Raw genomic sequence first — 13,509 nt, forward strand, 5'->3', positions numbered from 1 at the left:
TGGGCACTCTGCGCTTTGCCCACCCTACGAACTGGCAAAAATCAAGGGAGCAATGCACTTCCGGCAAGCGGTGTCCTCGGAGCAATGCTCCTGTGGCTGGCGTCGTCGAGATCGGCCATAATGGATGTGTCGCTACAACAGAGACTATCCAAATGCTCCCATCACAGCGGGCCTTGTTCGAGATACCGTGCCAGATCTGCTACCTGAATGCCGCCTCTTACAGTCCCCTGCCTAATCGAACTCTGGAGGCCGGCCGCGCCGCCGTTCTCCGCAAGGGCACGCCGTGGACGCTCGAGGCCTCCTTCGCCAACCAACAGAATGAACGCGCGCGCCTTGCTGCCGCCCGGCTGATCAATGCCGAGGCCTCCGATATCGCGCTGATTCCCTCGATCAGTTACGGCGTTGCGACCGCAGCGAAGATACTGCCGATCGCCCGCGGCACGCGGGTGATCGTGCTGGAGAACGATCATTCCTCGCCGGTGCTCGAATGGCAGACGCGGGCCGAGGCGGAAGGATTTACCGTCGAGACGGTTCGACAACCTGACGATGGCGACTGGACGTCGGCGGTGCTTGCCGCGATCGAACGGTCCGGCCCACTGCCGATCAGCCTGGCCTCGATCTCATCGGTGCACTGGTCGGACGGTGGGTTGATCGATGTCGACAAAGTCGGTGCGGCGCTCCGGCAGCGGGGCGCTGCCTTCCTTGTCGACGCGACGCAGAGCACCGGCGTGCTGACGACCGACGTGAAGCGTCTCGATCCGGATTTTGTGATCTTCCCGACCTACAAATGGCTGCTCGGCCCTTACGGCCGCGCCTTTCTCTATGTTGCAAGACGCCATCAAGGCGGTATCCCGCTCGAGCAGACAGCGTCCGGCCGCCGCAACGTGCGCGCCGAGAACGCGGTTTATTTCACAGATGCCAGCTATGTTCCCGACGCGCGGCGCTTCGACATGGGCGAGCGCGATTATTTCATCTCGATGGAGATGGCCTCAATCGGTATGGAGATGATGGTCGAATGGGGAGCGGCGGCCATTGCGCAACGTCTCGCGATGCTGACGGAGCGGATCGCCACGGGCGTGCGCGGCATCGGTCTCCGCGTTCCCGAACCTCATCTGCGGGCGCCGCATATATTGTGCCTCGCGTTTGAGGCCGGAATGCCGGCGGGCCTCGTCGAAGGACTGGCAAGCGAAGGCGTCTATGTCGCCCCACGCCTGGGGCGCATGCGCATCTCGCCCCACGTCTATAATGATGAGGCTGATGTCGATCGGTTTGTTGAGGTACTGACGCGGCGGCTGCGGGCCATCTAGGGTGGGCAAAGGCGCATCACGACGCGCCCATCATTGAATGTTGATGTTTGCATATGGTGGGCCCGCGGAGCCTGTCATCGGGCGAGCGTTCGCGCGACCCGGTGGCTTTGCCTACCCTACAGGAGCGGCTACGGCGGCCGCTTACGACGCAACCGCCTTGCGTGGCGCTTCCGCCCTCTCCATCACAAACCCTTCATAGCCCTTGGCGGCGATGTCGTTGCAGATCTGCCTGTACGGACCGACGCCGCCGATATAGGGCATGAAGATGCGCGGCTTGCCGGGAACGTTGGCGCCCATGTACCAGGAATTGGCCTGCGGATAGAGCGTGGCGGCGGCGACCTCGTTGACATGGGCGACCCATCTGTCCTCGGCGTCCACATCCGCTTCCATCGTGTCGAGCCCGCGATCGCGCATGTAAGCGAGACAGTCGGTGATCCAGTCGACATGCTGCTCGATCGAAACGATCATGTTCGACAATACCGACGGGCTGCCCGGGCCGGTGACCACGAAGAGGTTGGGAAAGCCCGCGCTCATCAGGCCGAGATAGGTGCGCGGGCCTGCCGCCCATTTCTGGTTCAGCGTCTGGCCGCCACGGCCCTTGATATCGATCTTCGCCACCGACCCCGTCATGGCGTCAAAACCGGTCGCCAGCACCAGCGCGTCCACCTCATACTCCTTGCCGGCCACGCGCACGGCGTTTTCGGTGATTTCTTCAATCGGATTCGATCTGATGTCGATCAGCGTCACGTTCGGGCGGTTGAAGGTGGCGAAATAATCGGTGTCGATGCAGATGCGCTTGGTGCCGATCGGATGGTTATTCGGCTGCAACAGTTTCGCCGTTTCGGGATCATTGACGATCTCGGCGATCTTCTCGCGGACGAAATTGGCGGCGGTGTCGTTCGCGGCCTTGTCGAGCGCGAGATTGTTGTAAACCGACATGAAGGTGAGCCCGCCCCGATTCCAGCGCGCCTCGTATTTGGCACGGCGCTCGTTGTCGCCGTCATCGAGCGCGCCGCGGTCGGGCATCTCGGTATAGATGCCGTTCTTCGTCACCTCGCGGGCAAAGCGCCTGATCTCGGGATAATTGTCACGAAACTTTTGCCGCTCTTCCTCGGTCAGCGGCGCGTTGCGGGCGGGAATCGAGAAGTTCGCGGTGCGCTGGAATACCGTGAGATGGCTCGCCTGCTCGGCAATGACCGGCACCGATTGAATGCCTGACGATCCAGTGCCGATGACGCCGACGCGCAGGCCCGTGAAATCGACCTCCTGATGCGGCCAGTGGCCGGTGTGGTAGACCTTACCCTTGAACCGATCGAGCCCCTTGATGTCGGGCATCCGCGCGTTCGACAGGCAACCGGTGGCGAGCACAACGAATTTTGCGGTCACCGTCCTGCCGTCGGAGGTCGTGACCGACCACAGCGAGGTGGTCTCGTCGAATTCGGCGCGATCGACGCGGGTGTCGAACTGGATATCCTTCCGCAAATCGAAGCGGTCAGCGACGTGGTTGGCGTATTTCAAAATTTCTGGCTGTGGCGCGTAGCGCTCGCTCCAATCCCATTCCTGCTGCAGGTCGTCGCAGAACGAATAGGAATACTGCATGCTCTCGACGTCGCAGCGCGCGCCGGGATAGCGGTTCCAGTACCAGGTGCCGCCGACGCCGGAGCCCTGCTCATAGACCCGCGCCGTCATGCCCTGCCCGCGCAAGCGGTGCAGCATGTACATGCCGGCAAAGCCTGCGCCGACCACGACGACATCGTAGGTCACGGGCGATTTGGCGGTGGTGGAAGGCGTAGCGGGCATGAAGGCGGACTCCCCTTAAAGTTATCTCTTGATTTGGTTATCAGCATTCTCCCCGCAGCGTGAAAGCGCAAGACGCAAATTGGCGGCATGCCATTGCATATTTTGCGCGGTGGAATTGCGAACTCCTCACGAGGAGGAACTAACGCCGCTTGGCATGCAAGCCTCCAATGGGCTAGCGTCGCGTGCAGGCCGAGCAGCGACCCGGGATGCTGCCGCCGGGAGGACAAGCCATGAAATCGCCGATCTGCGATATGCTGGGGATCGAATTCCCGCTGCTCGCCTTCAGCCATTGCCGCGACGTGGTCGCCGCCGTCAGCCGCGCCGGCGGATTTGGCGTGCTGGGCGCGACCACGCACTCGCCCGAGACGATCGAGCAGGAACTGAAATGGATCGACGCGCATACCGACGGCAAGCCCTACGGGCTCGACGTGCTGATCCCCGAAAACATTTCGACCGCGGGCGAAAAGGACGTCACCTGGAAGAGCCTGGAAGCGCGGATTTCGCCGCAGCACCGCGACTTCACCCGCAACCTCCTGAAGAAACACGGCGTCGAGCTGACGACGACCAATGTCGCCGACAACCAGCCGCAGCCGTTCGACGCGCAGCGCGCGCTCGACGTGCTGGAGGTGTCGTTCCGTCACCCGATCAAGCTGATTGCGAATGCGCTCGGCGTGCCGCCGAAACAGATGATCGACATGGGCCGCAAGCACGGCGTGCCGGTGGCGGCGCTTGTGGGTTCGAAAGAGCACGCGCTGCGGCAGGTCGCTGCCGGTGTCGATATCCTGGTGGCACAGGGCACCGAGGCGGGCGGCCATTGCGGCGAGGTCACGACCATGGTGCTGGTTCCGGAGGTGATCAAGGCGATCAAGCCGGTCCGCGACGTGCCGGTGCTGGCCGCCGGTGGCATCATGACAGGTAAGCAGATGGCCGCATGCATGGCGATGGGCGCCGCCGGCGCCTGGACCGGGTCGGTGTGGCTCGCGACGGTGGAATCCGAGACCACCGAAATCTTCCGCGAAAAGATGATCGCAGCCTCCTCGCGCGACGCGGTTCGCTCCAAGGGCCGCACCGGAAAGCCGGCGCGGCAATTGCGATCGGTGTGGACCGATGCGTGGGACCGCAGCCCGGACAGCCCCGGCGCGCTGCCGATGCCGCTGCAAAGCATCATCAGCCGCGACGCCTTCAACTCGATCGACCGCGCGGCCGCTGCCGGCAACGTGCAGGCGCGCGATCTCGTGACCTATTTCGTCGGCCAGGGCGTCGGCCTGATCGATAGCGTGAAATCGGCCGGCGCGGTGGTGCAGGAATTCAAGGAGGATTTTGCCGATGCGGTGGAGCATCTGAACATGCTGATGGAGGAGTGAGTGCTCTCACACCGTCATTGCGAGCGAAGCGAAGCAATCCATAGCGCCACACGTGGAGCTATGGATTGCTTCGTCGCTGCGTTCCTCGCAATGACGGAATGACAAGCTGTGAACTGAGAAAGCGAAACAAGAAAAAATGTCCAAGACTTCCCTCCCCGAAGATCGCATTCCCGTTATTGTCGGCGTCGGCGAAATCGTCGACCGCCCCAAGGACATCGCCGATGGCCTCGAGCCGCTGACGCTGCTCGAACAGGCGGTGAAACGGGCGGTGGCCGATAGCGGGGCAAAACTGCTCGGCGAGCTCGGCTCGCTTGACGTCGTCAATTTCCTGAGCTGGCGCTACCGCGATCCAGAAAAGCAGCTTGCGGCACGGCTTGGCGCCAAGCCGGCGCATTGTTATTACGGCCCGGTCGGCGGCGAGAGCCCGATCCGCTACATCCACGAAGCGGCCAAGCGTATCGCGCGCGGCGAATGCAGCGTCGCCGTCGTCTGCGGCGCGGAAGCGCAATCCACCGCAACCAAGGCGGAGCGCGGCGGCATCTCGCTGCCCTGGACACCGTTCGCCCACGACGTCGAGGAGCCGAAGCGCGGTGCAGCGTTCCAGAAGCCAATGGCGGTGAAGCTCGGCGTGTTCCGCCCGATCACGGTCTATCCGCTCTATGAGTCCGCCACATCGGCGCATTGGGGCCAGACCCCGCGCGAGGCGCTCGCCGAATCCGGCGCGCTGTGGTCGACCTACTCGAAGGTCGCGTCGGAGAATCCGAACTCCTGGCTGAAGAAGCGTTTCTCACCGGAAGAGATCACGACGCCGACGCCGGAGAACCGGCTGATCGCCTGGCCCTATACAAAACTGATGGTGGCCAATCCGACCGTGAACATGGGCGGCGCGGTCCTGCTGACGTCGCTGGCGAAAGCCCGCGCGGTCGGCGTGGCCGAGGAGCGCCTGATCTATCCGATCGGCGGCGCCTCGGCGGAGGAGCCGCGAGACTATCTGGTGCGCGACCAGTTTTATGAAAGCCATCCGCAGAATGCGGTGCTGAAGGCAGTGATGGACCTCGTCGATGGCGACGCCAGGAAATTCGACGCCATCGAGCTCTATAGCTGTTTTCCTTGCGTACCCAAGATGGCGCGGCGGACGCTCGGCTTGGGCCGCAACGTGCAGCCGACGGTGACCGGCGGACTCACCTTCTTCGGCGCGCCGCTCAACAGCTATATGACGCACGCGGCCGTCGCGATGGTGCGCAAGTTGCGCGAGGGCGGCAAGCTCGGCCTGCTGTACGGCCAGGGCGGCTTTGTCACCAAGCATCACGGACTGGTGCTGTCGCGCGAGGCGCCGAACGAGCCGCTTGCGCAGGACACCAGCGTGCAGGCCGAGGCCGACCGCAACCGCCGCAAGGTGCCGGACTTCGTTACCGAGGCCTCAGGCAAGGGCAAGGTCGAAAGCTTTACCGTACTGTACAAGGGCAATGGCGAGATCGAGCACGGCGTGGCAATGCTGCGCACCGAGGCCGACGCGCGGGCGCTGGCGCGTATCCCGGCCAACGACGCAGCGACGCTCAAGCACTTGCTGGACATGGATCGCACGCCGGTGGGGTCAGTCGGCGATATCGTTACCGGGGGCGATGGCGTGCTGGAGTGGCGTGTGGCGTAGCCCTCGCGTCCGCGGCGCGATGGGGCCATTACGCCGCCCGCACCGTATCCAGGAATTTGCCGACCTCCAGCTTGAGCCGGTTCGAGTCCGCGGAGAGCGCCTGTGCGGCGGACAGCACCTGCGCAGAAGCCGAGCCGGTCTCGCCTGCGCCGCGCTGCACGTCGGTGATGTTGACCGAGACCTGATGGGTGCCCTCGGCCGCCTGCTGCACGTTGCGGGAGATTTCCTGCGTCGCCGCGCCCTGCTCTTCCACGGCGGCTGCAATGGTCGAGGCGATCTCCGCCAGCCGTTCAATGGTGCCGCTGATCTCCTTGATGGCGCCGACGGATTCTTGCGTCGCGCCCTGAATGCCGGTGATCTGCTGGCCGATTTCGCCGGTGGCCTTGGCGGTCTGTTCCGCGAGCGCCTTCACCTCTGATGCCACGACCGCAAAGCCGCGACCGGCTTCGCCGGCGCGCGCCGCCTCGATGGTGGCGTTGAGCGCGAGCAGATTGGTCTGGCCGGCAATGGTGTTGATCAGTTCGACCACATCGCCGATCCGGGCAGCCGCCTTCGACAGCTCGCTGACGCGGTCATTGGTGACGCGGGCCTGGTCGACGGCCGCCCCGGCCATTCGCGCCGATTCCTGCACCTGGCGGCTGATCTCGTTGACTGAAGAAGACAGTTCTTCCGTGGCCGAAGCAACCGACTGCACGTTGGTGGTCGCCTCCTCCGAAGCAGCCGCCACCATAGTCGTTACCTGCTGGGCGCGCTCGGCGGTCGTCGTCAGTGTCCGGGCCGAGGCTTCCAGCTCGGTCGAAGCTGATGACACGGTTTCGACGATCTCGCCGACCGCCGCCTCGAACGAATCCGCCAGGCGGACCATTTCGGCCTTGCGCTGTTCCGCGGCGGCCTGATCCTGCCTGATCTTGGCTTCTGCTTCGTCGCGGGCCTTCTGCTCGGACACGACCTTGAATTTCTCGACGGCTGCAGCGACCGCGCCGAGTTCATCCTTGCGACCCAGGCCGGGGAGGACTACGCCGAAATTGCCGCCTGCCAGCTCGTCCATCGAGACGCTCAGTGCCCGCATCGGCCGGGCGATCGTGAAGAACGAAAGGATGCTGGTTCCGACCAGCAACAAAATCGTGGCGATGCCGATTGCCATGGCTTCCCGTTCGGCCGCGGCCATTTCCCGGGCTGCCTGGGCTGCGGCCTCTTCAACGCCGCGCTTGGCCAAGTCGGCGATCTGGTTGGCGAGCTGTTCGAGTTCGGCTGCGATCGGCAGCGTCGTCTCGCGCGCGATGCGAACCGCTTCGTCGTTGAGCTTTGCAATTTTCGCTGGGGCATCAGTCCCTCCGCCTGCGGCGGCAATTGCTTCAGCTCGAACCGCCGCAATCTGCTGGGCGCCTTTGGCATAGTCAGCCGACCTCGACTTGAGTTTTTCAATCCGGGCACGATTTTCGGCCGACGAGAGGGCGAGCATCCCGTCGGCAAAATGATTGACGGATTTGAACCGGGCGGCGAGATAGTCGGTGGCCCTTTGCATGTCCGCCGGATTGTTGACGAGGCGGAGATCCCGAACGCCAATCTGCATGCCGCGAATTGACGCCTTCGCATCTACCGCATCGCGGGCGATCGTTTGCTGCGTTGATTTTTGAACATCGGCATTGCGGATAGCGGTGTTCGCGCGCATCTGGATCATCACCATCGCACCAACAAGCAAAACGCCGAGGCCTGAGGCGATGCCGAGCTTGGCGCCGATCGACAAGTTGAGGATGAAGCGGGACATGGCTATGCGTCTTTCAAATGAAAACGACTTCAGGGAAATCGCAGCGCTGCCGTGTGTTTCCCGCGCGGCGGGATCACGGTGAAGACGTGCCGGGCCAATTTGGACGAGCCGGTTCGTTGCGAACGAAGGGCTCCTGCGGCTGATGGCCACAGAGCGGCACCCATGAAGACAAGGTCCCATGCGATGGTTAATCAGTATCTAAGGGCGCGCGACTGACCAACTGGTAGTATTACGGATTGCGGTTCGTCTGGCCGTCACGACGGCTCGCCCGTCTGCTTGCGGGCCGCCGACAACGTCTGCTGAGGCGTTTCGCCGAACAACTCACGATATAACGCGGTGAATTCGCCCATGTGCCAGAAGCCGTTCGCCAGCGCGACCGCCTTGACCGACTGCGCCGAGGACCCTCGCACCAGTTGCTGTCGCACATTCCATAGCCGCCGCAGCCGCATATAGCGATGCATGCTCATGCCGCGAATGGCAACCACGGCGTTATGCAGCGTCCGCACCGAGACGCCGAGTTGCCGCGCCACGTCGGCACTGTACAGCGTCTTGCCCGTGCTATCGGCAACGAACTCGTCGAGCTTTCGAACCAGCCCCAGATAGTGGCTCAGGCTCAGGCGCTTGGCTTCGGGCGTGGGCGATGCCGCAGCCATCGCCAGGTCGACCGCCTGCAGGATCGACTCTTCAACGTGCTCGATCACATTCGGCTGGGCGAAGGTTTCAGGCGAGTGCGAAGCGAGCATCAAGGCATCGCCAACCGTTGTCCGCAACGCTTCGCATTTGTCCGCCAACGTCACGATCAGTTGAGCGCTATCGGCCTCGCCCGGCCAGCCTCGATCGTCGATGGAAGCAAAATTAACAAGCGCCACCTGATTGGCCTGCTGCTCCACGATCTCACACGTCGCGGTACCCTTGACCAGCAGCAAGGCCGGCGCGCGGGCCTCCACGCCGTTGATGATCAACGAAGTCGCGTCGTCCATCGCGAAACCGACGATCGCGCCGGTCGTGGAATACTGCATCTGCAGGATTCGCGGGAACGTCCGCTGCAGATGGACCGAACAGGATCTCAGCTTCAATGTAGCGAAAGCGGCGTCGAAGCGTTTGGCGTCGATCGGAATGCTCTTGGCTTCGCCCAGTCCGTCGATGCTCCGGAAACGATCGATGTCCAGAGGACGGCTAAGCTTTACGAACTCAGACTCAACTAGTTCATCAAGCAGCGACACGCGGCGGCCATCCGAGCACTCGGTAGCGATCCATGGCAGATCTTCCGACATCAGACCGTCTGTCATCAGATCGTCACGATGCTTCCGCGTATTACCACTTTTTCCCGATTACGAAAGTTCGTTCGCCACATTTGGCGCCAGTTTCGCTCATGGCGATTGATCGATAACTGGCGCAATCGCGAGTTTGCGATCTAGGCGTGTTTCCGCCGTTTCGTACAGCCGAAAACAGGCTACTCAAGGCAGTTCGCGTTTCCGATTTCGAACGTCTGCGGTCGCGAGGCCGGCATGAGCGGCCAGCTTCAGACAAACGGGATCAGGCGCTCAGGCCGCCCGCACCGAATCCAGGAACCTGCCAACTTCGAGCTTGAGCCGATGGCTGTCGCCGGACAGCGACTGCGCCGCCGCAAGCACCTGCGAGGAGGCAGAACCGGTTTCGCTGGCGCCGCGCTGCACGTCGGTAATATTGGAGGAAACCCGCTGGGTGCCCATCGCCGCCTGCTGCACGTTGCGAGAAATCTCCTGCGTTGCGGCGCCCTGCTCCTCCACAGCCGCTGCGATCGCCGACGAGATCTCCGACAGCCTCTCGATAGTGCCGCTGATTGCCTGGATCGCGTTCACGGATTCCTGGGTCGCCGCCTGGATACCGGTGATCTGCTGGCCGATTTCACCGGTGGCCTTTGCGGTCTGCTCGGCCAATGCCTTGACCTCGGAAGCCACCACCGCGAAGCCGCGGCCAGCCTCGCCGGCGCGCGCTGCCTCGATCGTGGCGTTGAGCGCAAGCAGGTTGGTCTGGCCGGCGATGGTGTTGATGAGCTCAACGACGTCGCCGATGCGGGTTGCCGCCTTCGACAATTCGCTGACGCGGTCATTGGTGGTGCGGGCCTGATCGACGGCGTCAGTGGCCATGCGAGCCGACTCCTGTACCTGGCGGCTGATCTCGGTAACCGACGACGCCATCTCTTCGGTGGCCGAGGCCACCGACTGCACATTGGTCGATGCCTCTTCGGAGGCTGCCGCGACCGTCGACGTGAGCTCCTGCGCGCGTTCCGCGGTGGCCGTGAGCGTGCCCGCCGATACTTCTAGCTGACTGGATGCCGACGACACGGTCTCGACGATCCGGCCGACCGCGGCCTCGAAATCGTCGGCCATCTTGTCCATGTCCGCCTTGCGGCTCGCCACGGCGCGGGTCTCGGCCGCGCGCTGCTCTGTTTCCAGCGACTGGCGGGCGACGGCATTGCTCTTGAATATCTCGACGGCCTTGGCCATCTCGCCGACCTCGTCGCCGCGGCCGATGCCCGGCACCTCGACGTTGAGGTTGCCGCTGGCAAGGTCGTTCATGGCGACGGTCATACGCTGGAGCGGGCCGGTGATGCTCCGCGCCACGACGATCGACACCGCTAGCATGAACAGAAGGATCACGCCGGCAACGATCAGCGAGCGCTGGGTCGACACCCAGGCTTGGGCGTTGAGGTCATCGATGTAGACGCCGGTGCCGATCACCCAGTTCCACGGCGCGAAGCCGACCACATAGGACAATTTCGGCTGAGGCTTGTCGAAGCCGGGCTTCGGCCACTCGTAGGGAACAAAGCCTGAGCCATTCTTTCTGACCGCGTCGACAAAATCGACGAACAGCAGCTTGCCGTTCGGATCCTTATAGGCCGACAGATCGTTGCCGTTCATTTCCGGCTTGATCGGATGCATCACCATTTTGGGATGCATGTCGTTGATCCAGTAGTAGTCGTTGTTGCCGTAGCGAAGCGCGGAAATCCGCGCCATCGCCCGCTTTTGCGCGTCGGCGGCGGGAACGTCACCCTTCTGCGCCGCGGCATGCTCTTCCTTGACGATGCCGAGCGCGAGTTCACCGAGATGGCGCAGCTCGATCTGCTTCTGCTGGTTCAGGCTCGATGCCAGTTCGCGCGACTCGAGAAAGGTCACGCAAAGCAGCCCGGCAAAGCTGAGGCAGATGAGCGCATAAATCTTCCGGCCAACCGTCATCCTGGCCCGGTCTATCATTCCAAACATGCTTGCTCTCCACGCGACGATGGCGGTCGTCCGCCCCATTGCGCGGAATCGTATAGGTCAGGGGCTTTCTACCCGTTAATTTTGTACTCAGTAGATATACGGAGTTTTATTGAACGGGCGGCAAGCGCATCGCGGATACCGACGGCAATAAGCCCGCCCTTGTTCAGGGGCGGGCCCCGTTTGGATTACGGTCCCTCGGCTACTTACGCCGCGCGCACCGAGTTCAGGAACCTGCCGACTTCGAGCTTGAGGCGGTTCGAATCCGACGACAGTGATTGCGCCGAAGATAGCACCTGAGACGAGGCGGTACCGGTCTCGCCGGCGCCGCGCTGCACGTCGGTGATGTTGGCGGAGACCTGCTGAGTGCCCCGCGCCGCCTGCTGCACGTTGCGGGAGATTTCCTGGGTTGCGGCACCCTGCTCTTCCACGGCGGCCGCAATGGTTGAGGATATTTCCGACAGCTTCTCGATGGTGTTGCTGATCGCCTGGATCGCCCCGACCGACTCTTCCGTTGCGGCCTGGATACCCGTGATCTGCTGGCCGATCTCGCCGGTCGCCTTCGAGGTCTGTTCCGCCAGCGCCTTCACCTCGGAAGCGACGACGGCGAAGCCGCGGCCGGCGTCGCCCGCGCGGGCCGCCTCGATGGTGGCGTTGAGCGCCAGCAGATTGGTCTGCTCAGCGATGGTGTTGATGAGTTCGACCACGGCGCCGATGCGGGCCGCCGCCTTCGACAGTTCGCTGACCCGATCGTTGGTGGTGCGGGCCTGATCGACGGCCTCGTTGGCCATCCGGGCCGATTCCTGAACCTGACGGCCGATCTCGGTGATGGACGAGGCCATCTCCTCGGTGGAGGAAGCGACCGACTGCACATTGGTGGAAGCTTCCTCGGAAGCCGCGGCCACCATCGTGGTCAGCTCCTGCGCGCGCTCGGCGGTTGCCGTCAGCGTGCCGGCGGCGGTTTCGAGTTCGGTCGATGCCGAGGAGACGGTCTCGACGATCTTGCCGACCGCGCCTTCGAAATCGTCGGCGAGCTTGATCATTTCGGCCTTGCGCCGCTGCGCCGCGACCAGGTCCTGCTCGACCTTGGCCTCGGCTTCCTCGCGGGCCTTCTGCTCGGCGTTTTCGCGAATGATGGTCACTGTCTTGGCGAGATCGCCGATTTCGTCGCCGCGGCCGGCGCCGGGAATCTCGACGTCGAGATTGCCACCGGCCATCTCGCCCAGCGCGCCGTTGAGGCGCGTCATCGGACGCGCGACGCCCAGGAAGGAGAACACAACCGAGCCGATCAATGAGGCGACCACGATGATCGCCATGATCAGGTTGATGCTGTTGGCGCGCTCGGTATCGTCCATCACGGCGTCCTTCGAGGTCTTCGCATCCTTTTGCGCAGCCTCGACAGTTGCCTCCATCAGGCTGGCGACGTCAGCGGCGGCCTTGACGGTGCGGTTGGCGATGATGTCGTTCTTCGACTGCTCGGTCCGTACCGCCTCCTCATTGGCCGCCAGGAATCGCTTGACGAGCGAGGAAAGGTTGCTGACCACGACCAGCAATTCGCGATCATCGGCCTCGCCGCGCAACTTGTTGAAGACATCCTTCAACGAGGCCTCGGTCTTGGCCATCTCCGTGACCAGGTTGGCATCGCCGGTGGCGCCGAGCTTCCAGGCAGCAGCCCGCAACGCGTTCACCTTGCCATCGGCCTGAAACAGCAAACGCTCGATCTCGAGCCGGTTGTCCAGCTTCGCCATGGCCGGCAACTTCATCTGGGTATCGACCGCCTTGGTCCATTCCTCCGAGATGACCGAGCGCTTCTCGATTTGCGTCAGCAGCGTGGTCTGCGCCTTGGCGAGATCCTCCACGGCGGCGGCAAAGCCTTCCATCAGGGCCTTCGTCTTCTGCAGTCGCTCCCTGGCATCCGGTTGCTGGGCCATCGCCAGCGCTGCTTCCAGCTCCTTTGCCGCGCTCGCCTTGTGGCGCTGCAGATCGGCAAGGGCCTTTTCGACTTCAGCGGGAGCTCTCGCCAGGCGGACGTCGCCGGCGGCAAGCTGAATCTTGCGCAGGTCGATATGCGCGGCGAGCGAATTGTCAGCCACCTTCTGCGATCGGGAGGCGCGCTCGCTGGCTTCCTCGATTCTCGCCTCCGTGACCATCTGGTTGGCCACCATGCCGATCGCCAGCAGGACGCCGAGCGCCCCGGCCAAGCCCAGTTTGTTTCCGATACGGTTGAGCTTGATCATGTCGACGACCCCATATTCTTCTGCAGCAGTTTTTCCTGAGGCGGAATTTGCCGCGCCAGGCACCGGCAACCTTCGCGCGCGAATCCCGAAGATGCCGGGCAGCCTAGCGGCGACCGGTTAATTTCCGCTTGCGTGAAACT

8 protein-coding genes are annotated in these 13,509 nt (G+C 63.3%); 3 read left to right on the top strand and 5 right to left on the bottom strand.

Annotation, left to right across the window (positions count from 1 at the left end; translation table 11 throughout):
* The first annotated feature begins 152 nt into the window (after positions 1–152).
* A complete protein-coding gene (locus tag HCN50_RS02130) occupies positions 153–1,307 on the top strand; it encodes an aminotransferase class V-fold PLP-dependent enzyme (protein ID WP_171707949.1) in 1,155 nt (384 codons plus the stop codon).
* 141 nt (positions 1,308–1,448) lie between these two features.
* Here the strand turns inward: HCN50_RS02130 and HCN50_RS02135 are convergent, their stop codons facing one another.
* Entirely contained in the window at positions 1,449–3,107 is a 1,659-nt protein-coding gene (locus HCN50_RS02135; protein WP_171707950.1) for a flavin-containing monooxygenase, read from the bottom strand.
* Between the two features lie 230 nt (positions 3,108–3,337).
* On the opposite strand from HCN50_RS02135, the gene HCN50_RS02140 reads away from it, so the two are divergent.
* Together HCN50_RS02140 and HCN50_RS02145 are read left to right on the top strand one after the other, a co-directional pair.
* Positions 3,338–4,471 (top strand): nitronate monooxygenase, encoded by a 1,134-nt coding sequence (locus HCN50_RS02140; RefSeq protein WP_171707951.1) that lies wholly within the window; start codon positions 3,338–3,340, stop codon positions 4,469–4,471.
* Positions 4,472–4,607: 136 nt separating this feature from the next.
* Positions 4,608–6,122: an acetyl-CoA acetyltransferase gene (locus tag HCN50_RS02145; protein ID WP_171707952.1), complete on the top strand. Its 1,515-nt coding sequence runs from the start codon at positions 4,608–4,610 to the stop codon at positions 6,120–6,122.
* Between the two features lie 28 nt (positions 6,123–6,150).
* Here HCN50_RS02145 and HCN50_RS02150 read toward each other — a convergent pair whose 3' ends face one another.
* The 4 genes from HCN50_RS02150 to HCN50_RS02165 all read right to left on the bottom strand — a co-directional run bounded on the left by HCN50_RS02150 (position 6,151) and on the right by HCN50_RS02165 (position 13,366).
* The gene (locus tag HCN50_RS02150; protein WP_171707953.1) at positions 6,151–7,890 is read right to left on the bottom strand and encodes a methyl-accepting chemotaxis protein; all 1,740 of its coding nucleotides are present in this window, start codon (positions 7,888–7,890) and stop codon (positions 6,151–6,153) included.
* Positions 7,891–8,144: 254 nt separating this feature from the next.
* Complete coding sequence (locus HCN50_RS02155) at positions 8,145–9,179, bottom strand: helix-turn-helix domain-containing protein (protein WP_171707954.1); 1,035 nt, start codon at positions 9,177–9,179, stop codon at positions 8,145–8,147.
* Positions 9,180–9,434: 255 nt separating this feature from the next.
* Complete coding sequence (locus HCN50_RS02160; protein ID WP_171707955.1) at positions 9,435–11,135, bottom strand: methyl-accepting chemotaxis protein; 1,701 nt, start codon at positions 11,133–11,135, stop codon at positions 9,435–9,437.
* A gap of 203 nt (positions 11,136–11,338) precedes the next feature.
* Positions 11,339–13,366: a methyl-accepting chemotaxis protein gene (locus HCN50_RS02165; protein WP_171708414.1), complete on the bottom strand. Its 2,028-nt coding sequence runs from the start codon at positions 13,364–13,366 to the stop codon at positions 11,339–11,341.
* Between the last annotated feature and the right edge of the window lie 143 nt (positions 13,367–13,509).

This window comes from Bradyrhizobium archetypum (genome assembly GCF_013114835.1).
Classification (GTDB): domain Bacteria; phylum Pseudomonadota; class Alphaproteobacteria; order Rhizobiales; family Xanthobacteraceae; genus Bradyrhizobium; species Bradyrhizobium archetypum.

Bases quoted from the DNA above. Each gene is read 5' to 3' on its own strand.
- HCN50_RS02160 (WP_171707955.1), bottom strand. From the start codon at position 11,135: ATGTTTGGAATGATAGACCGGGCCAGGATGACGGTTGGCCGGAAGATT.
- HCN50_RS02140 (WP_171707951.1), top strand. From the start codon at position 3,338: ATGAAATCGCCGATCTGCGATATGCTGGGGATCGAATTCCCGCTGCTC.
- HCN50_RS02150 (WP_171707953.1), bottom strand. From the start codon at position 7,890: ATGTCCCGCTTCATCCTCAACTTGTCGATCGGCGCCAAGCTCGGCATC.
- HCN50_RS02135 (WP_171707950.1), bottom strand. From the start codon at position 3,107: ATGCCCGCTACGCCTTCCACCACCGCCAAATCGCCCGTGACCTACGAT.
- HCN50_RS02155 (WP_171707954.1), bottom strand. From the start codon at position 9,179: ATGACAGACGGTCTGATGTCGGAAGATCTGCCATGGATCGCTACCGAG.
- HCN50_RS02145 (WP_171707952.1), top strand. From the start codon at position 4,608: ATGTCCAAGACTTCCCTCCCCGAAGATCGCATTCCCGTTATTGTCGGC.
- HCN50_RS02130 (WP_171707949.1), top strand. From the start codon at position 153: ATGCTCCCATCACAGCGGGCCTTGTTCGAGATACCGTGCCAGATCTGC.